This window comes from Methanoculleus methanifontis, assembly GCF_030464365.1.
GTDB classification, from domain to species: domain Archaea; phylum Halobacteriota; class Methanomicrobia; order Methanomicrobiales; family Methanoculleaceae; genus Methanoculleus; species Methanoculleus methanifontis.
In genome coordinates this window covers 1-18,696 of record NZ_VCYI01000021.1, presented here as the reverse complement: position 1 = coordinate 18,696, position 18,696 = coordinate 1, and the positions used below count along the sequence as shown (strand labels likewise).

General features: G+C 63.9%; 19 protein-coding genes. 8 read left to right on the top strand and 11 right to left on the bottom strand.

Annotated features, from left to right (window positions below; all coding sequences use genetic code 11):
* Window positions 1–132: 132 nt before the first annotated feature.
* The 11 genes from FGW20_RS12590 to fhcD all read right to left on the bottom strand — a co-directional run bounded on the left by FGW20_RS12590 (window position 133) and on the right by fhcD (window position 11,388).
* A complete protein-coding gene (locus FGW20_RS12590; protein WP_301678434.1) occupies window positions 133–981 on the bottom strand; it encodes a deoxyribonuclease IV in 849 nt (282 codons plus the stop codon).
* A 25-nt stretch (window positions 982–1,006) separates the two neighbouring features.
* Window positions 1,007–1,975 (bottom strand): isocitrate/isopropylmalate dehydrogenase family protein, encoded by a 969-nt coding sequence (locus tag FGW20_RS12585; protein ID WP_301678433.1) that lies wholly within the window; start codon window positions 1,973–1,975, stop codon window positions 1,007–1,009.
* Window positions 1,953–2,774, bottom strand: a complete 822-nt coding sequence (locus tag FGW20_RS12580; protein WP_301678432.1) for a DUF7714 family protein — start codon at window positions 2,772–2,774, stop codon at window positions 1,953–1,955. Before FGW20_RS12580 ends, FGW20_RS12585 begins: the two co-directional genes overlap by 23 nt.
* The gene (locus FGW20_RS12575; protein WP_301678449.1) at window positions 2,771–3,241 is read right to left on the bottom strand and encodes a LeuD/DmdB family oxidoreductase small subunit; all 471 of its coding nucleotides are present in this window, start codon (window positions 3,239–3,241) and stop codon (window positions 2,771–2,773) included. The genes FGW20_RS12580 and FGW20_RS12575 overlap by 4 nt, the downstream gene beginning before the upstream one ends.
* Window positions 3,241–4,452 (bottom strand): aconitase/3-isopropylmalate dehydratase large subunit family protein, encoded by a 1,212-nt coding sequence (locus FGW20_RS12570; protein WP_301678431.1) that lies wholly within the window; start codon window positions 4,450–4,452, stop codon window positions 3,241–3,243. Before FGW20_RS12570 ends, FGW20_RS12575 begins: the two co-directional genes overlap by 1 nt.
* The gene (locus FGW20_RS12565) at window positions 4,449–5,579 is read right to left on the bottom strand and encodes a homocitrate synthase family protein (RefSeq protein WP_301678430.1); all 1,131 of its coding nucleotides are present in this window, start codon (window positions 5,577–5,579) and stop codon (window positions 4,449–4,451) included. The genes FGW20_RS12570 and FGW20_RS12565 overlap by 4 nt, the downstream gene beginning before the upstream one ends.
* A complete protein-coding gene (locus FGW20_RS12560) occupies window positions 5,551–6,810 on the bottom strand; it encodes a thiamine pyrophosphate-dependent enzyme (RefSeq protein ID WP_301678429.1) in 1,260 nt (419 codons plus the stop codon). Before FGW20_RS12560 ends, FGW20_RS12565 begins: the two co-directional genes overlap by 29 nt.
* A complete protein-coding gene (locus tag FGW20_RS12555; RefSeq protein ID WP_301678428.1) occupies window positions 6,807–7,778 on the bottom strand; it encodes a radical SAM protein in 972 nt (323 codons plus the stop codon). Before FGW20_RS12555 ends, FGW20_RS12560 begins: the two co-directional genes overlap by 4 nt.
* The gene (gene mmp11, locus FGW20_RS12550) at window positions 7,760–8,653 is read right to left on the bottom strand and encodes a methanogenesis marker protein 11 (protein WP_301678427.1); all 894 of its coding nucleotides are present in this window, start codon (window positions 8,651–8,653) and stop codon (window positions 7,760–7,762) included. The genes FGW20_RS12555 and mmp11 overlap by 19 nt, the downstream gene beginning before the upstream one ends.
* Complete coding sequence (locus FGW20_RS12545; protein WP_301678426.1) at window positions 8,637–9,593, bottom strand: tRNA(Ile)(2)-agmatinylcytidine synthase; 957 nt, start codon at window positions 9,591–9,593, stop codon at window positions 8,637–8,639. The genes mmp11 and FGW20_RS12545 overlap by 17 nt, the downstream gene beginning before the upstream one ends.
* A gap of 886 nt (window positions 9,594–10,479) precedes the next feature.
* Window positions 10,480–11,388: a formylmethanofuran--tetrahydromethanopterin N-formyltransferase gene (gene fhcD / locus FGW20_RS12540; protein ID WP_301678425.1), complete on the bottom strand. Its 909-nt coding sequence runs from the start codon at window positions 11,386–11,388 to the stop codon at window positions 10,480–10,482.
* Between the two features lie 615 nt (window positions 11,389–12,003).
* On the opposite strand from fhcD, the gene FGW20_RS12535 reads away from it, so the two are divergent.
* The 8 genes from FGW20_RS12535 to FGW20_RS12500 form a co-directional block, all read left to right on the top strand.
* Complete coding sequence (locus FGW20_RS12535; protein WP_301678424.1) at window positions 12,004–12,276, top strand: ferredoxin family protein; 273 nt, start codon at window positions 12,004–12,006, stop codon at window positions 12,274–12,276.
* Window positions 12,277–12,291: 15 nt separating this feature from the next.
* A complete protein-coding gene (locus FGW20_RS12530) occupies window positions 12,292–13,461 on the top strand; it encodes a 4Fe-4S binding protein (protein WP_301678423.1) in 1,170 nt (389 codons plus the stop codon).
* A gap of 10 nt (window positions 13,462–13,471) precedes the next feature.
* Entirely contained in the window at window positions 13,472–14,053 is a 582-nt protein-coding gene (hdrC, locus tag FGW20_RS12525) for a CoB--CoM heterodisulfide reductase subunit C (protein WP_301678422.1), read from the top strand.
* 4 nt (window positions 14,054–14,057) lie between these two features.
* A complete protein-coding gene (hdrB, locus tag FGW20_RS12520) occupies window positions 14,058–14,960 on the top strand; it encodes a CoB--CoM heterodisulfide reductase subunit B (RefSeq protein WP_301678421.1) in 903 nt (300 codons plus the stop codon).
* Between the two features lie 11 nt (window positions 14,961–14,971).
* On the top strand, window positions 14,972–16,993 hold the full coding sequence (locus tag FGW20_RS12515; RefSeq protein ID WP_301678420.1) for a CoB--CoM heterodisulfide reductase iron-sulfur subunit A family protein: 2,022 nt from the start codon (window positions 14,972–14,974) through the stop codon (window positions 16,991–16,993).
* Complete coding sequence (locus FGW20_RS12510; protein WP_048114239.1) at window positions 16,994–17,419, top strand: hydrogenase iron-sulfur subunit; 426 nt, start codon at window positions 16,994–16,996, stop codon at window positions 17,417–17,419. It abuts the gene before it with no gap.
* A gap of 27 nt (window positions 17,420–17,446) precedes the next feature.
* On the top strand, window positions 17,447–17,848 hold the full coding sequence (locus FGW20_RS12505) for a molybdopterin dinucleotide binding domain-containing protein (protein ID WP_301678419.1): 402 nt from the start codon (window positions 17,447–17,449) through the stop codon (window positions 17,846–17,848).
* Window positions 17,845–18,696: formylmethanofuran dehydrogenase subunit B (locus FGW20_RS12500; RefSeq protein ID WP_301678418.1), on the top strand; the 852-nt coding region annotated here is incomplete at its 3' end. The genes FGW20_RS12505 and FGW20_RS12500, both read left to right, overlap by 4 nt.

The window sequence follows — 18,696 nt, the reverse complement described above, 5'->3', positions numbered from 1 at the left end:
TATTCCCATAAACCAGAGCGAGCGGAGGGAGTGTTCAAGACTATTATAAAAAACGAGAGATATTAATCGCAGCAGGAGCCGCCGCACCATAACCGGCAGCACGGCCTCGTCGGGGGCAATGGCCGGGGGCGCTCAGGCCCCTGCAAGTTCACGGACCTTCGCGATATTCCCGGTATCGCTCCGCCGCCCGTCAACCGGCGTCTCGCAGATGAGGGGGAGGCGGCGGACGGCCGGATGGCGGAGGATATGCCGGAACCCATCCTCCCCGATCCTCCCGAGCCCGATGTGCTCGTGCCGGTCGAGCCCGCTCCCGAGATCCCCCTTGCAGTCGTTGAGGTGAACGACCCGGAGGCTGGCAAGGCCGATCCGGTCGTCGAGTTCTCCCATGACCGCATCGACCCCCTCCGCGGTCCGGAGGTCGTAGCCGGCGGCGAACGCGTGGCAGGTGTCGAAACAGATCCCGACCCTTCCGTCCGCATCGATCCCGTCCACGATCCGCGAGAGGTCGTCGACGGTCGTTCCCACGCTGTTCTTCTCCCCGGCGGTGTTCTCGAGGAGGAGCATCACGCCGCTCTCCCCGGCGTCTTCAAACGCCCGGTTGATGGCGGCAACGACCCGCTCCTGCCCCGCTTCCATCCCGGCGCCGCGGTGGTGCCCGAGGTGGGTCACGAGGTAAGGTATCCCGAGGAGGGCGCACCGCCGGAGTTCCCCGGCAAGCGCCGCGACTGATTTTTCGTAGATCTCGGCATCGGGCGAGGCCGGGTTCGGGAGGTAGGGCATGTGGTCGACGACCGGGCCGATCCCCGACGAACGCACCGCCGCCCTGAAGGCTTCGGCTAGATCGGGGTCGAGGTCTTTTGCCTTCCAGCCGCGGGGGTTCCTTGAGAAGATCTGAAACGTATCGCAGCCCACATCAAGGGCCCGCCCGACCGCACGGTCGATCGAGCCGGCGATGGAGACGTGGCATCCCACCAGCACCATACCGTAACTCTCGACCCCAAATCGCTTAGGCCTTCCCCCGCCCGACCTCGCGGAGCACCGCCGCCCCGAACTCCCGGGTGCCGGCGGCTCCCCCGAGGTCGGGTGTCCGGATGCCTGCACGGAGCACCCGGTCGACGGCCTCCTCGACAACCGCCGCGGACGCGGGATCGCCGAGGTGTTCGAGCAGCATCGCGGCGCTTTGAATGGCCGCAATGGGGTTTGCGACGTTTTTGCCCGCGATGTCGGGAGCGCTCCCGTGGACGGGCTCGAAAAGAGCGTGCCCCTCCCCGATATTGGCGCTCGGGAGCAGCCCGAGCCCCCCGACAAGGTAGGCGGCGGCGTCGGAGAGGATGTCGCCGAAGATGTTGGTCGTCACGATCACGTCGTAGCGGTCCGGGTGCATCAGGAGATCGAGGCAGAGCGCGTCGATGTAGCAGAAGGTGCAGGGCACTCCCGCCCGGGCGGCCTCCGCGGTGCAGACCTCGACGAAGAGGCAGTCCGACTTCAGCACGTTCGCCTTGTTGCCGACGGTGAGGTGGCGGCGGGACTTCGCAAGGGTGCAGGCGTAGCGGGCGATCCGTTCGCTCCCCCGGCGGGAGACGACCCGGACGGTGCAGGCGCGATCAGGCTCCGTCCACCCGATGCCGGAGTAGAGACCTTCGGTGTTCTCCCGCACGATGACGACGTCGACCCCCTCGCCCCGGATCGGGCGGACGTTCGCGTAGAGGTCGAGAGCACGGCGAATCTGCACGAGGACGCTCCGGTAGCCGGGGTCGGGCGGCGTCGTGATTGCCCCGAAGAGGATTGCGTCCGCCGACCGGAGAGCGGCGATCGTCTCCTCGTCGCAGGCGCTCCCGGTCCGCTCCCACCGGTCGTAGCCCACCTCGACGTCGAAGAACTCGATATCCGGGCGCACGGCCGCGAGGATGTCGCGGGCGACCGGGACGACCTCGCGCCCGATGCCGTCGCCCTCAACGACCGCTACCTTCACCATTCTGCTTCCTCCACGCGGTTGCGACCTCTCTTGCCGCCTCCGCGATCTCCCACGACGACGCCCCCCAGTGTACCACCGCGCCAAAGAGGCCGTTCCTGAGCCCGAGCCCGGCCCGCTCGCTCCTGCAGCATCGGGCGATGAACGGCTCGGCTGCAACCTTCTCAAGCGGACAGATGTTCTCCACCGTAACCCCTTCGCCGTAGCACTCCCGCAGCAGTTCCCGTGCCGTCAGGCAGCCTGCCACGCGGTCGCCGGGCCGGAACGGGTCGGCGTCAACGGTGCGGGGGAACCCGGCCGCCCGGCAGGGGTAGACGTCGGCTTTGATCTCGCGGATGTCGCGGACGTGGTGCTCGAAGACAATCTCGAGGTCGCCGAAGATCCCGGTTCTCTCGAGGTCGCCGAGCGTGGCCGAGAGGTGGGGGCGGGGCGGGGTGATGTCGTAGACGTGGATGCGGAGGAAGGCCGAGAGGTCCGGGTCGAGCACGAACGTGGTCTGTTCGCCGTGGCCGCAGAACACGGTGCACCGGTACCCGGACCGCATCGCCTCCTGCACCAAGAATGTTCGATCCTGGACATTCACGCGTTCCGGGTAGCGGTAGACATCGTCACCGGAGGCGACCACACGGGCCGAGAGGACGTCGCGCATCAGGCCGGTCCCGTTCGGGTCGGTCTCCACCTCGATGACCTCCGTGCCGTCCGGAGTCTCCCGGACAAGGTATCGCGAGAGGAAGTAGGCCCGCTTCCCGCACGGGGTGCCGTTCGCGGATCCGACAAACTTGCAGTGGGGCGGGAAGATCATCGGCACGACCTCCAGTAGGGAACCATCCCTCCGGCCCGGAGGATGCCGACCATCTTTTCCGAAAGCGGGCGGGCGGGATACCGTTTCCCATCCACCTCCACCCACCCGCTATCGAGGTCGAAAGCGACGCGGGCGCTGTCGGTGCAGGCGACAGAGGCCTCGATCACCGGCAGGCCGACGTTGACGGCGTTCCTGAAGAAGATGCGGGCGAACGACTCCGCGACGACCGCAACCACCCCTGCCTCGCGGAGAGCGACCACCGCCTGCTCGCGGGACGACCCGCAGCCCATGTTCCTCCCGGCGACGATGACCGATCCCGAAAGGCGGGAAGCGAGCATCGGGTCGAGGTCCTCGAAGACGTGCTCCGCCCAGACCGAGCGGTCTTTCGTCCGGAGGTAGCGGCCCGCGATGATGAGGTCGGTGTCGATGTCGTTCCCGAGACAGATTGCCGGCCCGGTGCCCTGCATCATACCACCTCCGGCACGGTTATGACACCCGTAATCGCGCTCGCTGCGGCGGTGGCGACCGACGAGAGGTAGATCTCGCCGCCCACGCCCATCCGGTTCTTGAAGTTCCGGTTGGCGGTGGAGAGGCAGACCTCCCCCTCCCCGAGCACCCCGGCGTGCGCCCCGAGACACGGCCCGCACCCGGGCGATCCTACCACACAGCCCGCATCCACGATATCGGCAAGGACGCCGGTGGCGATTGCCCGGGAGAGCACCGAACGGGATGCGGGGAACACCAGGGTTCGGACGGCCACCTTCTTCCCCCGGACGATCCTGGCGAACCGGGCAAGGTCTTCGTAGCGGCCGTTCGTGCAGGTGCCGACAAAGACCTGGTCGAGGTGCGTGCCCGCGACCTCTTCGGCCTCGCAGACGGTATCCACCCGGTGCGGGACCGCGACGAGAGGCACGATATCGGCGAGATCGATCGCGACCGTCCGTTCGTAGTGGCTGTCCTCCGGCACCTGCGGCGAGGCCGCAACCCCGTGGTCCGCGAGGTAGCGGACGGTGACCGGATCGGCGTAGAACATACCTGTCTTCGCCCCGGTCTCGACCGCCATGTTCGAGAGCGTCAGCCGCCCGTCCATGGAGATCCCTGCCGCCCCGTCGCCCACGAACTCCAGCGCCCGGTAGGTCGCGCCTTCCATCCCGAGGTCCGCGACGTAGGCGAGAGCGACGTCTTTTGGCTCCGAAGCGCCGGAGAGCCGCCCTTCCAGGTTGACCGCGATCGTCTCCGGGACGCGGAACCACGTCTCCCCCGAAGCCCAGATCGCCGCCATATCGGTCGCCCCTACCCCGGTAGCGAACGCGCCGAAGGCACCGAGGGTGCAGGTATGGGAATCGGCGCCGACGACGATCATCCCGGGCCGGACGACCCCTTCGCTCATCACCTGGTGGCAGATCCCCCCGCCGGCATCCGAGAGCGCGATCCCCGATACCCCGGCGTACTCGCGGAGCTCGGCCTGAAGCGTCGCCGTCGTCCCGGTGTTCGCCGGGACGATGTGGTCGAAGACCAGGCGCAGGCGGTCGGGGTGCGGGAGCCGCTCCACCCCCATCTCCCGGAGCGCTTCCCGGGCGAGGACGCCGGTCCCGTCGTGGGCAAAGGCTATATCGACCTCTCGATCCACGTATTCCCCCGCCGGCGCGCCGAGGAACGCTTCGGAGAGCGTGCTCACTGGACAATCCCCTCCTTTGCCGCTCGCAGAAGATTGCAGAGCACCTCGCGGGTGACGCTGCACTTGCCCTCGCTCTTCTGTTTGACCTGCTCGAGCACCCACCGCGCCTCGTCGTCGGAGAGGTCGAACCCATAGGCCTTCGCGACGTGTTCGAGCGCCCGCCTCCCCGTATGCTTCCCGAGGACGAAGCGCCGCTCACCGCCCACCAGTTCCGGCGGGACGTACTCGTAGGTCAACGGATCGCAGAGGATCGCGGCGATATGGATGCCGCTCTCGTGAGCAAACGCATTCTCGCCGACGACCGGCCGGGTGCGTTCCGGGGTAATGCCCGAGCACCGGGCGACCAGGCGCGAGATCTCCTGCAGGCGGGAGAGGTCGTAGCGGTCGACGCCGCCCTTCAGCCGCAGGACGGCGAGCACCTGTTCGAGTGCCGCGTTGCCCGCACGCTCCCCGATGCCGTTGACGGTGGTGTGGAGCTGGAACGCCCCGGCGGCCGCGGCCGTGACGGTGTTTGCCGTCGCAAGCCCGAGGTCGTTGTGGCAGTGGATACAGAGCGGGAGGGGGGCCGCATCGAGGAGACGGGTGACGACCGCGTGAATCTCGAGCGGCGTGAGGCAGCCGACGGTATCCGCGAAACTGACGAGGTTCGCGCCGCGCTCGACGCCACGAGTATACATCTCGATGAGAAACGCCGGGTCGGTTCGCGAAGCGTCTTCGGCGGCGAACCGCACCTGCACGCCGTGATCGGCGGCGAACTCCACCATGTCGAGAGCGCCGTCGAGCACCTCTTCGCGGGATTTTCGGTACTTGTGCCGGATGTGAAGATCAGAGGTCGCGAAGAATATGCTGACCATATCCACATCGCAGTCGAGCGCCGCCTCGATATCGGGCTTGAGCGCCCGTGCGAGACAGCAGACCCGGGCAGATAGACCAGCCCGGGCGATGGCCGCGACGCACTCCTTCTCCGCCGCGGAGACCACGGGAAACCCGGCCTCGATCACCTCCACGCCGATCTCGTCGAGCAATGCCGCGATCGTCATCTTCTCATCGCGGGTAAACGAGACGCCGGGAGTCTGCTCCCCGTCTCGCAGCGTTACATCACAGATCTCGATATTCCACGGTTTCATGGGTCTCACCTTCAGGGCAGGAGCCTTCGATCACCATCGTCCGGGGGCCGTCCTGTGGGACGACGAGAACCCGGCGAAGCGCCGCGATGTCGTCTGCGGCGCAGACGACCGGGTTTGCCCAGCCGATGTAGCGAAGGATGTCGGGGACGGGGTGACCGCCGGTCATCCCCATCCGGTTGTTCGCAAAGACGATACAGAGGAGCGGGAGTTTGCGTTCGTAGACGTCGATGAGGGCGTTCAACCCCGAATGCAGGAGCGCGTAGTCGCCGGTGAGCGCGACGCCCGGACCGGTCGCGGCCACGGCGACCGACGACCCGAGGCCGTAGGTGGCGATGCCGATGCGGTAGGGCGGGTTCATCGCAAGGATCGCGCACCCGGCGTCGCAGGCCGCCCGCAGCCCACGTTCGCGGAGGATGGCAAGGGTCGGGTGGAACGGGCAGTTCCGGCAGAACGTCCGGTAGTAGCCGCGGCCGGATAACCGTTCCGGCTCCCCGGCGGCTTCAGGCGGATCGAGCAGCCGGTGCTCCCGGAGGAAGGGGCGACCGGTCTCGTGGAGCGAGGCGAGCACGTCCGGGTCAGCCGGCGGCGGGTAGACGGTGACGGGACGGAATCTGGCGCCCGAGAACCGGTTCAGCGGCGAGGAACGCGACCAGGCAAACATCGCCGCGGTCCGGCAGTCGGCCATCAGCGCCCGGCCGGCCATCGTGAGTCCGGGGTCGGCGAGACACCCCTCCCGGCGCCGCCGGGGAGATGAGAGAGGTTCGGGCACGTCCGCGTCCAGCAAGGCGGGCGTGACCCTGACGATGGCAACCCGCGAGAATGCCTCCGAGGCCTCGAACGCCGCGTCGACGGCAAGGCCGAGCGTCTCGCCGTCGGGCTCCAGAACCGGAACCCGGGCCACCTCGCCGTAGTAGCGGGAGTCCTGCACGACGTCCGAAGCCGCCGCACCGACGTCGTCGGCGGCGACGATCACAACACCCGACCGGAGGCCCTGGGCGGTGGCGTGAACGAGCGGGTCGGCGCAGGCGTTGAGGCCGACGTGCTTGACGAAGACCGCGGCCCTCCGCCCGGAGAGGGAGTCGCCGAGGGCATACTCGAGCGCCGTCTTCTCGTTGACGGTGTTCGAGGCCCCCGCCAGGGCGGCAACCTCCGATACCGGGTAGCCGGGGACGGCGTAGCACCGGTCCGCCGACTGCCGGATCGCCCGGGCGAGCGCTTCGGCGCCCTTCATGCGTCCCTCCCCGGCGTAAGATCGCACCCGGTGCACGCCGCACACATCGTCAGCGCCCGGCGGGGGTCGAGCCCCGCCCGGCGAAGGATCCTCCCGTGAACCTCAAAGAGCGAGAGCAGCCGTTCGGCGGAGGGGCGCGGCATCCCCGCAAGAGACGCCGCCGGGGTGAGGGGGCGCAGAACCGGGATGACCCCGATGGCGGCGAGGTCTTCTATCACCCGCGCCAGGTCTTCGTCGGTCTCGCCGAGGCCGATGATGACGTTGGAGTAGACCCTCCCCCGCCCGAAGAGCGCGACGGAGGACGAGAGGGCCTCCCGGACCCCTTCCCACGAGAGGCCGGGGCACATCTCCGAGAAGAGCGCCTCCGTCGCCGCCTCGATGTTGAACTTCACCTCGACGACGCCGAGAGCGTGAAGCCGGGCCGGAGTCCCGGGGCAGGGGTAGATCGAGACGCCGATGGGAAGACCGAACGGGCGGAGCGCCGAAACGACCTCGGTGACGTACGCCTCCTCCTCCTCGATCGAGGAGGCGACGCCGCTCGTGATCGCGATGGCATCGATCCGGTCGGCGACGCTCTCGACCATGCGGACGATCTCGTCGATCTCCTTTCGCCGTCCGGGGAGCGCCGGCACCGGGCAGTAGCGACAGTGGAAGATACACGTCCCGCTGATCGTGATGTAGGCCTGGCGGGGGCAGTGGAGAGCGGCGGGTTCGAGCCGGCCGGCAACGGATTCGCCGTCGACAAGGAGGTCGGCCGCGCCGCCTCCCCGGTGAACGATCTCGATGGGGCTGGTATCATCGATGCCGGCCCGGAGACGCCGGCCGGCGACGGGGGAGAAGAAGAGTGAACCGGGCGTCCCGGCCGAGGGGCCGGCGGCGGAGCGCGATACGTATTCGTCTGATGGCTTGCCGGAGAGGCGGACGGAGCCTGCCTCGAGCACCCGGGCTTTCAGCCGTTTCCATTCCATAGCGCCAGCGCCTCCTCATATCGCGTGTAGAACGGGATCGCCGCAACCGCCCCGATCACGCCCCGGCCGTCCATGACGATCGCGAGACGCGGGTCATCGAGGGCGGCAAGGTCGTCTGCGGAGACCTCGCCCCGCTTCACGCGGCAGCCGAACTCTTCGAGCGGCGAGGGGTCGAACCCCCGCCAGACCGCCATCCCGGTCTCGTCCGAGAGGGTGTACTCTTCGAGGAGATCGCGGTAGTTCCTGATCAGCCCCTCGGGATCGGAAGTGGCGAACTCGCAGGCGATGGCGACGCAGTTCTTGGTCCGGTAGGGAACAGGATAGAGCTGAACGATGGTGTGGGAGAGGTAGCGCGAACGGTCGTCCTCGACGGCGCGTGCGATGTTGTGCGCGAGCGTCCAGGTGGCGCCCTCCTCGGGGGTATCGGTGTCGTCGATGCCGATGATCACCCGCTCACGCCGCGGAAGCCAGACGGTTGAGCCGGAGAGCCGCCCACCACCGGCAGGGTCGCTCACGCAGCGGACGACGCCGCGAGCCGTGGCGCGACAGATGGACGCCCCCACACCCCCGCCGCCGAGCCCCCGGTAGGTGACGGCGATCTCATCCTCTTTGACGGCGACGGCGGCGATCCCTGCCGGGAAGACCGAGCCCTCGAGCGAGAGGTCGGCGCTCCCGGTCGAGAGGAGGTAGCGGTTGGTCGACCCCACGGTGTGGATGGAGCTAACGAGCGGGCTCTGTGCGTAGTGCCGCTTCACCCACATCGCGCCGCCGGTGCAGTCGAAGAACTCGACGAGTTCCACCTGCCCGCCGCTTTCGTCGGCCACCGCCACGATCTGCGGATACCGTATCGTATACGGATCAGAGAGTCTCTCCATACAATCCAGCCGCCTCAACGCCTTTGTTCCCCCAGAGAACGGCACCCAGAGCCCCGATTCTGCCCTTCCTCCCGGTCGAGTCGATGAATTGGACGCCCATCCGTGCCGCCTCCGCCTCCGCGTCGTCAACCGTCAGGAGCTCGGTCTTGACCCGCTTGAGATACGGGGACTCTTCTGTAAACGCAATCCCGCGGTAGACGGCGATGCCGGTATCGTTGCTGACCGCTTCCGACTCGATGAAGTCGCGGACGTATTCGAGGAGTTCGTCCACCTTGCCCGGCCGGACGGCAAAGTTCAGGGCCGAACCGACACAGTTGGTGGTCTTCTTCGGAACCGCGGGGTTCAACTGCACGAGGCGCATGTCCAGGTACTCGACCCCGGGGATCGTGCAGGCCTCGGCGCACTTGAGCGCAAGCACCCACGTGGCACCCTCCTCGCGGGTATCGGTGTCGTCGATCCCGATCGTCACCTTCTCATACAGCGGCGATACGATCCGCACCCGGCAGACCCGGGCGCCGCCGATCTTGAGATCGTCCTCGGTAGGATACTCCGCCCGGATCACGCCCGGCGCCTGGGGAAGGCAGGCGGCGACGCCGACGCCCGCTCCCGCGATGCCCGACCAGGTCGTCACTACTTCGTCTCCGACGACCTCGACCCCCTCGAGCGCCTGCCCGCCGATCTCCTGGCCGGCAGCCCCGAAGTTCGCCGGCGATACGCCCAGCCGGGCGATCATCGTCATCGTCGTGCCCTCGACGTGGCAGGACCGGACCGCGCCCTTCGCCCGCACCCGGTTCGCCGCGTCCCACTCGATGGTCCCCCGGGCCCGGCAGTGCTCGCGGATCTCCGCGAGACCGGCGTTCTGGTCGACCATGGCAAGGAACTTCATCGAGAACAACCGCCCGAACCGGGCCCTGACTTCATCGGGTGTGAGCGTAATCATGATGTCACCGAAATAATCGTTAACAAGAATGTCGTTGATAACGATATTTAAGGGGATCGATCGGGAGGGGCGGGTGAGCCCGAGCGGGATTTGGCGGGGTGGCGAGAGGGGAAAGGGCGGTTATTCCACGCGGTTGAGGGGAGCCGGGCGGGGGGTGGTTGAGTGTGAGGGCGGTTCTTTCATAGTGGGGATCGAGTGGGGGGTGGAAGTGCCGGGAGGAGTGCCCGGGGAGCAAACGGATTCGAATTTCAGACGATTAATCAACTATCTAGTGCACCGTGTCATCTTATTATAGAAATTTCTTGCATGTACCAGGACGGAAACCATGGTCTCACGCGAAGAGCGCGAAGCCGCGAAGTGAAGTTGCCGGCAGGTATCGCTCAGTCTTCGCGTCCTTCGCGGCTTCGCGTGAGGTTTTGGTATAGAGGCGGTACAGTCTCACGCGAAGCCGCGAAGGTGATGTCGGATTTTAGGTTTAGATGACAACAAGTACTAGAACCTGGAATATTCTGTCCATCACTTGCCCTTCCACGGCTTTCCATCGGATATCGCCACGCGGGGAGGGGCTGACGGGGAGGGGGTGCAACCCCCTCTCCTGTCTCTACCCCGTAAAGCTTTACCTACGCCCCCCCACCGCCCGCGCTTCGCGCTCCTCCCACCCCCCTGGGGCGGGGGCAGTCATGGCGATATCCCCACGGTCCACTGGACGGGGATTTCCATCGCTTCGACTGTTCTGTCGGCCGCAGTCTTGCAACAGTTGAACTCCAGATATCACATCACCTTCATCGCACCGAAAACCTTCACCAGTCCCGCCTCCAAAGGCCACGGCCCCGCCAACAGCACCAAACAGACGGTCCCCTCAAGAACCACCACAAAAAAAAGAGATTTAGAGGTACTCAGCCAGGACGTCCTTCAGGTCGAACTTGAACTTCCCGAGGCTGCCGTCGAAGTTCCCTGCGCTGATGAACTTCACGCCCGGCACCTTGGTCGCCGCCCGGATGCCCTCGGCCATCGCGGTCTTGATCGAGTCCTCGTCGACGCCGTCGATGACGATCTCGTAGATGGCCTTGACGCCCTCGGGGACCTTGCTGCCCTCGACCTTCTCACGGAGGGTCGGGCAGTAGGCCTCGTTCGTGCTTGCGCCCATGAACTTGTACTTGTTGCTGCCGACCTTCGAACCGCTCGCGACGATGCCGCCGGGGAAGGGCGTGATGACACCGCAGACGCCGCTGATTGCGTCGACCGCCGCCTGAGCGGCCGTCAGGGCGGCCATCTGGTTCTCGCCCATGATGAAGAAGTTGCCGCCCGCAACACCCTTGACGGCGCCGAACTCCTCCTCACCGATATACTCGCCCTCCATGATCGGGATGGCCCAGACCGTCCTGCCGCCGACCTCGCGCTTCTCCTCGTAGCCGTCGCCGAAGAAGTGGAGCTTGACCGGGAGTTTCTCCGGGACCTCGGCGACGACGTCCGAAAGACCGTCGAAGACCGCCGTCGTCGGGGCGGTGAGGATGCACTCGGCGAGACGCTCCACAACCTGCTCTTTCAGCTTCTTCTTGCTCGCGCAGATCATGATCGCGTAGCCGGGGCGGCCGTCCGGAGTCTCGTCGGGCGAGACGAAGCAGTCGATACCTGCCTCCGCCGGACACCCGATGGTCGAGGTGGCAAACCCTACGGCCTCCACTGCTGCCTTGTATGCCCACTCCTCGGTGACCGCGGTGATAACGGGCCGTGCCACCCAGGTTGGGAACGCCTCTGCATAGGTATCATCGATAGTAACGCCATTCAGTTCCATGGATAGAATACACCTCGTTTGCTACAATGTTATGATATGGACAGAATAAGGTTTCTTTTTTACCCGGGCGTGCGCACCCGACCGGCGCCGGGCTTCATCCGAAGAGACGTTTCACGACACCCGCAGGCCTGTCCACCTGCCCTGCAGGGCAATCCCGGGTACAGCACAGGGACTGCGGGCACAGAAGAAGAACTGTTTTCCGGAGGGGAGCAGAGACCTCCATCGAAGAGCGAAGAGTCGGTTGATACATAAACGGTTGCCTCTCACACCGCGCAACGTGCATCGGGCCACCCCAGGAGCGCGGATGGGCGCCCCCGGCGGTCCGGGGAGCGATCCTGCACGCCCTCAACGTTGCCGGGGCGGATTGACCACCGATTTTCATCAAAAACCCCGATTTAAGATTTAAGGTTTTTGATTTCCCCCCGCGCCCCGATGTCCGCATAGCAATGAGATTTTGGGCATTGGATTAACATAGCACCCGTTTTAATTTATAAAAATTGACGGATAATCATAGTTCTGAAATATAAGGCTGCCGGATTTCAGAAAGTTTATGTATATTCTTTGACAATTCTTTTTATATCGATTTTTAATCGATCAGATCTGGTGCGTGATACCATGGCATTTGCATTGCACATCAATATGGAACGATGTACAGGCTGCAACAACTGCGTGGTGGCATGTCCGGTCGACGCTCTCGAGCTCTACACTGAAGATCCAGCAACCAAGGAGAAGATCTACAAGGTCCGCGACGGCAAGGCCGTCATCCTTGATTTCAACTCAGAGCTCTGCGCCGGCTGCGGCGTATGTGTCCAGGCATGCCCCTATGGAGTCATCAAGCTTGTAGGACCGTGGGAAAGCCGGGCGAAGGCCCGAAAAGTGGAAGTCTAGGAGTGATACTAGAATATGGCACTGTTTCCAAAGTATTCCAAAACGCGGGACGGTCAGAATGTCGTCATGGAGCAGAGGCTCCTGAAGGCAGTCAATAACCTGATCCTGAACGCCGAGACCTGTACAGGCTGTGGCATCTGTGTCGACGCCTGCCCGGAAGAGGCGATCGTGCTCGGACCCGTCGGTGCAACGCGCCGCGGGGCAATCGACTACGCAGAACCCGTCGACGTCGACCCTGAGAAGTGTTCGTATTGTGGCGTTTGTGTCATCATGTGCCCCTTCAATGCGATGACACTCAAGATCGACGGGGAGGAGCGCCTCCCGATCCTCGAGCAGGAGGGATTCCCCACCTACGACATGGTCACAACGATCGACGAGGAGAAGTGCGACCGGTGCACCATCTGTGAGGAAGTCTGCCCGAGGGACGCCATCAACCGTGACGTCCCCGCGTTCGAGGGCGGCGACGAAGCCGGCAAACCGCGCGAGACCGCACTGCAGACCAAGACGACGTTTACCGTCGACACCGAGAAGTGCGACGTCTGCGGCATCTGCGGCGAACTCTGTCCGAGCATCACCGTCGTTCGCAAGCCCGCGAACCCCGAGACCGGCAAGGTCGAAGGAGATGTCCAGTGGGAAGAGACCACCTGCGACGGATGCATGATCTGCGTCGAGGCCTGCCCTCAGGAGTGCATCACCCTCGAACGCGAGATCATCAGCAGCAAGCTGCCCGGCAAGGTCAACATCGAGCAGGACAACTGCTGCACCTGTACCTGGTGCGTCACGTCCTGCCCGGAGGAGGCAATCACCGTCGAGAAGATCTTCGAGGGAGACATCGAGATCCACCCCGAGAAGTGCCCCGGCGGGTGCTCGACCTGTGTCGAGGTCTGCCCCTGCAACGCGCTCTACCTGCCGTCCCCCCTCCCTGCAAAGGATATGAAGGGAGAGGTTGAGGCCAATATCGCCATCAACAAGGACTTCTGTATCCTCTGCGGTGCCTGCGTCAACGCCTGCCCGAGCGAGGATGCGATTGTTCTCCGGCGGACAGGTATCCGGATGCAGGATAAAGAAACGGATCTCTTCAAGCAGATCAAGGAGAAACTCCTCACTCCGAGGACATCGAAGGTCAAAGAGGCCGCCCCCGGAGAGATTGAGGTCAAAGTTCTGGGAGAAGCAGAAGAGGCATGAGGGATAGCCAATGGCAGTGAAAAAAGATTATAAAGACCAGAAACTCGTTGAAAAGCTTCAGGACAGGAACTACTACGTGTCCGATAGCAACCCGGAGTTTATCAAAGAGGTAGAGAGACTGGGACGGACAGCCGCCCACATGTGTTACCAGTGCGGCACCTGCACCGGTTCGTGCCCCTCGGCACCCCGGAGTTCATACCGTATCCGGCTGTTCATGCGCAAGGCAATCCTTGGCCTCGAGGAAGAAGTCCTCACCGACCCGGACCTCTGGCTCTGCACCACCTGTTACAGCTGCACCGACCGGTGCCCCCGTAATCTCGCGCCGACCGACGCGATCATGGCGATGAGGAACCTGGCGTTCAAGCGGGACATTGTGCCGCGCAACTTCCTCAAGACAGTCCAGGCGATCTACAAGACCGGCCACGGTGTCCCGAACAACGACGCGAACCGCGCGGCCAGGAAGAAGCTCGGACTCGATGAAGAACCTGAGACGACGCACAAGTACCCCGAGTACCTGCCGGGCCTCAGGAAGATCATCGATCACTACAAGATGAAAGAGAAAGCAGACAGAATCCTCGCGGAGGGAGAGTGAAACCATGAGTGGAAACAATCGTCAGTATGCATTCTTCCTCGGGTGCATCGCCCCGAACCGGTACCCCGGCATTGAGGCGTCGGCCATCCGGACCAGCGCGAATCTCGGCATCGACCTTCTGCCCCTGAAGGGCGCAAGCTGCTGCCCGGCACCGGGTGCGTTCGGTGCGATCGACTTAAACGTCTGGTACGCCATGGCAGCCAGAAACATCGTGCTCGCCGAGCAGATGGGCATGGACATCACCCTGATCTGCAACGGGTGCTACAAGTCGATCTATGAAGTCAACGAGAAACTGAAGCACAACGATGACCTCCGCGACGGGGCCAACGAGGTGCTTGCAGAGATCGATATGGAGTTCAAGGGAACCATCGATGTCTGGCACCTCGCTGAACTCTACTACGACCCCAAGATCGTAGGCATCGACAAGATCGCCGAGAGCGTCACGCGCCCCCTGACCGGCGCGAAGATCGCCGTCCACTACGGTTGTCACCTCCTGAAGCCCGGAAAGGAGCGGCACTTCGGGGACACCGAGAACCCGATGTGGATCGAGGAACTCGTCGCCGCGCTCGGCGCCGAACCGGTCCAGTACCGCAACAAGATGCAGTGCTGTGGTGCCGGCGGCGGTGTCCGTGGATACGACCTGGCACATGCTCTCGATATCACGAACGAGAAGATGATCAACCTGCAGGAAGTGGGCGCGGATGCGTTGACCGAGGTCTGTCCGTTCTGCCAGCTCCAGTACGACAGGGGACAGGTCGAGATTGAGGAGAAGTTCGGCATCGAATGGGGACTCCCCGTCCTGCACTACAACGAACTCCTGGGACTGGCACAGGGCATGAGCCCGGACGAGCTTGCACTCGATCTTCATGCCGTTGATGTTGAGCCGTTCCTGAAGAAGATCCTGTGAGGTGCAAATACATGGCAGAAGTCAAAAAGAACGAAGAGCCAAGAATTGGCGTTTTTGTGTGTCACTGTGGCACCAACATCGCGGGCTCCATCGACGTCAAGGCGGTAATGGAATACGCCCAGACGCTCCCGAACGTCGCCATCGCCGACGATTACCAGTACATGTGCTCGACCCCCGGCCAGAACAAGATCGCGGAGGCAATCGCCGAGCATAACCTGACCGGAGTCGTCGTGGCGGCCTGTTCACCCCGTCTTCACGAGCCCACATTCCGTAACGCAACCGCTGAGGGCGGCTTGAACCCCTTCCGGTTCGAGATGGCAAACATCCGCGAGCAGAACTCGTGGGTGCACATGCACCAGCCCGAAGAGGCCACATCCAAGGCGAAGGACGCAGTCCGGATCGCCGTAGCAAAGGCCTCCCTGCTTGAAGACCTCATCCCGAAGAGCGTCCCCGTGGAGAAGGCGGCCATGGTCGTCGGCGGCGGTGTCGGCGGCATGCAGGCAGCGCTCGACCTTGCGAACGCAGGCATCAAGACCTACCTCGTGGAGAAGAACCCCACGATCGGCGGCAGGATGTCCCAGCTCGACAAGACCTTCCCGACGCTGGACTGCTCGCAGTGTATCCTGACCCCGAAGATGGTGGATGTCTACCGGCACGAGGGCATCGAGCTCCTCACCTACACTGAGGTCGAGGCGGTCGAGGGATACATCGGCAACTTCGATGTCACCCTCCGGAAGAAGGCACGTGGTGTCCTCACCCCGGCAGAGGCCGAAGCCCGCGGCATCGTCGGCGGCGGCTGTACCGGGTGCGGTGACTGTGAAGCCGTTTGCCCGGTCATCAAGCCGAACCCGTTCGAGCTCGGCATGGCGCCGAGAAAGGCGGTCTACATCTACCACCCGCAGGTCTCCCCGCTGATCTACACCGTCGACTTCGACGCCTGCGTCAAGTGCGGCCTCTGTGTCGAGGCATGCGGCGAGAAGAAGGCAATCGACCTCGACGCAGAGGACGAACTCATCACCGTCAAGGTCGGTACCGCCATCCTTGCCACGGGCTACGACATCTTCCCCATCGAAAAGAAGTTCGAGTGGGGCTACAAGAACTACGACAACGTCATCACGTCGCTCGAGTTCGAGCGCCTGATCTGTGCGTCCGGCCCGACCGGCGGCCACCTTGTCCGCCCGAGCGACGGCGAAACCCCGAAGAAGGTCGCATTCGTCCTCTGTGCGGGTTCCCGTGACAACACCGGCGTCGGCAAGCCGTACTGCTCGCGGTTCTGCTGCATGTACTCGCTCAAGCACGCCCACCAGATCATCGAGAAGATCCCCGGCGCGGTACCCTACATCTTCTACATGGACATCCGGTCCTTCGGGAAGATGTACGAGGAGTTCTACTACCGCATCCAGGACGAGGGTGCGAAGTTCATCCGCGGCAGGGTAGCAAACATCACCGAAGACCCGGTGACCAAGAACCTCCACGTCAACGCGGAGGATACGCTCCTCGGCCGTCCCCTCGACATGGAAGTCGACATGGTCGTGCTCGCGGCCGCCGTTGAGCCCTCCGCCGAGACCGAGAAGACGCGGAGACTCTTCGGCCTCTCCTGCTCGCAGGACGGCTGGCTCCTTGAGGCACACCCGAAGCTGAACCCGTGCGGCACCACCACTGCCGGCGTCTACCTCGCTGGCGTCTGCCAGGGACCGAAGGATATTCCGGACACGGTCGCCCAGGCAGAGGGCGCGGCATCCGCGGCGTCCATCCCGATTCACAAGGGAGAGGTGGAGCTCGAGCCCTACTTCGCCCAGTGTATCGAGGAGAAATGTGCCGGATGCGGACTGTGTGTCAACCTGTGCCCCTACGGTGCCCTCGCGCTCGTCGAGAAGGACGGCCGCAAGGTCATGCAGGTCACCGAAGCCAAGTGCAAGGGCTGCGGCACCTGCGGCGGGTTCTGCCCCGGCGGTGCAATCTGGATGCAGCACTTCGCAACCCCACAGATCGTTGCACAGATCGATGCATTCCTCCTCGGAGGTGAACAGTAAATGGCAGACGAGAACTGGAAACCAAAGATCATCGCCATCATCTGCAACTGGTGTTCCTACGCCGGTGCAGACCTTGCCGGCGGCGCCCGTATTCAGTATCCACCCGACATCCGTGCCATCCGCGTGATGTGCACGGGCCGGGTCGACCCCCTCTTCATCCTGAAGGCATTCCAGGACGGGGCGGACGGCGTGCTCGTCTCCGGCTGTCACTTCGGCGACTGCCACTACCTTGAGGGCAACTACAAGGCAGCCAAGAGGATGTTCCTCTTGAAGAGTGTCCTCAAGAACATTGGCCTTGACGACAAGCGTCTCAGAATGACCTTCGTCTCCGCATCCGAGGGTGCAAAGTGGGGAACGGTCATGGAAGACGTCGTCAAGACCGTCACCGAGCTTGGTCCAAGCCCGCTCAAAGAGTTTGCCAGATAATACACAATAGACAGGGGATGAATAAGAATGGCAATCAGAGTGAATTTGATCACGGGTCGCACGATCCAGCAGGGGGTGTCCATGGAGGCGGGGAAGGAAAAACCCGCCTACACCACCGCCTGCGGGATCATCGAACTCGACCCGGCGGACTTTAAAAAGCTGGGAACTTACCGCAACACGAACGTACGCGTCACCAGCAGTTACGGCAGCGTCATCGTCAAGGCGGTCGATGCAACCCAGGGCCCTCACCCCGGTGTAGCGTATATACCGATGGGGCCCTGGGCAAACATGGTGGTCAACCCGAACACCTACTCGACCGGTATGCCTACCTTTAAAGGTACGCCGGTGGAAGTGGAGGTCGCCAAAAACGAACCCGTCCTCAGCTCACTGGAACTGGTGCGCAAGGGATGCAGGGGTGAACTAGCATGACCAAGACAGTAACCGACGTAATCTGCCCGTTCTGCGGAACGCTTTGCGATGACCTCGAAGTTGTCGTCAGCGATGACGGAAAAGAACTCCACGAGGTCTACAACGCGTGCGCTATCGGCGCCGAGAAGTTCCTCCACTCCCAGGCAAAGGACCGTATCACCCGCCCCCGCATGAGGCAGGAGGACGGGTCATGGAAGGAGATCTCCTACGACGAGGCGGCCGAGTATACCGCCAGAATGCTCACCGACGCAAAGAAGCCCCTGATGTACGGCTGGAGTTCCACGAACTGTGAAGCCCAGGCTGTCGGGTCAGAGATCGGTGAAGCCGTCGGAGCGGTCATGGACAACACGGCGACCGTCTGCCACGGGACATCCCTCATCGCGGTGCAGGATATCGGGATTCCGAGCTGCACACTCGGTGAGGTCAAGAACCGTGCCGACCGGATCCTCTTCTGGGGATGCAACCCGGCGCACGCTCACCCGCGGCACATGTCCCGGTACTCGATCTTCCCCCGCGGATTCTTCACCGGCAAGGGCCACACCGGCCGCAAGATGATCGTCGTCGACCCGCGGCCCACCGACACCGCAAGCGTGGCGGATGTCCACCTGCAGATCGAGCAGGGGCGCGACTATGAACTCCTCAATGCGCTCCGCGTGGCGTTCAAGGGCGAGCAGCTCCCTGACGTCGTCGCGGGAATCCCGAAAGCGAAGATCTACGAGGTCGCTGAGACGCTCAAGAGCGGCCGTTTCGCGATCATCTTCTTCGGCATGGGCGTGACCCAGTCGCTCGGGAAGAACCACAACATCGACGAGGCCATCGCGGTCACCCGTGACTTAAACGAGTACACG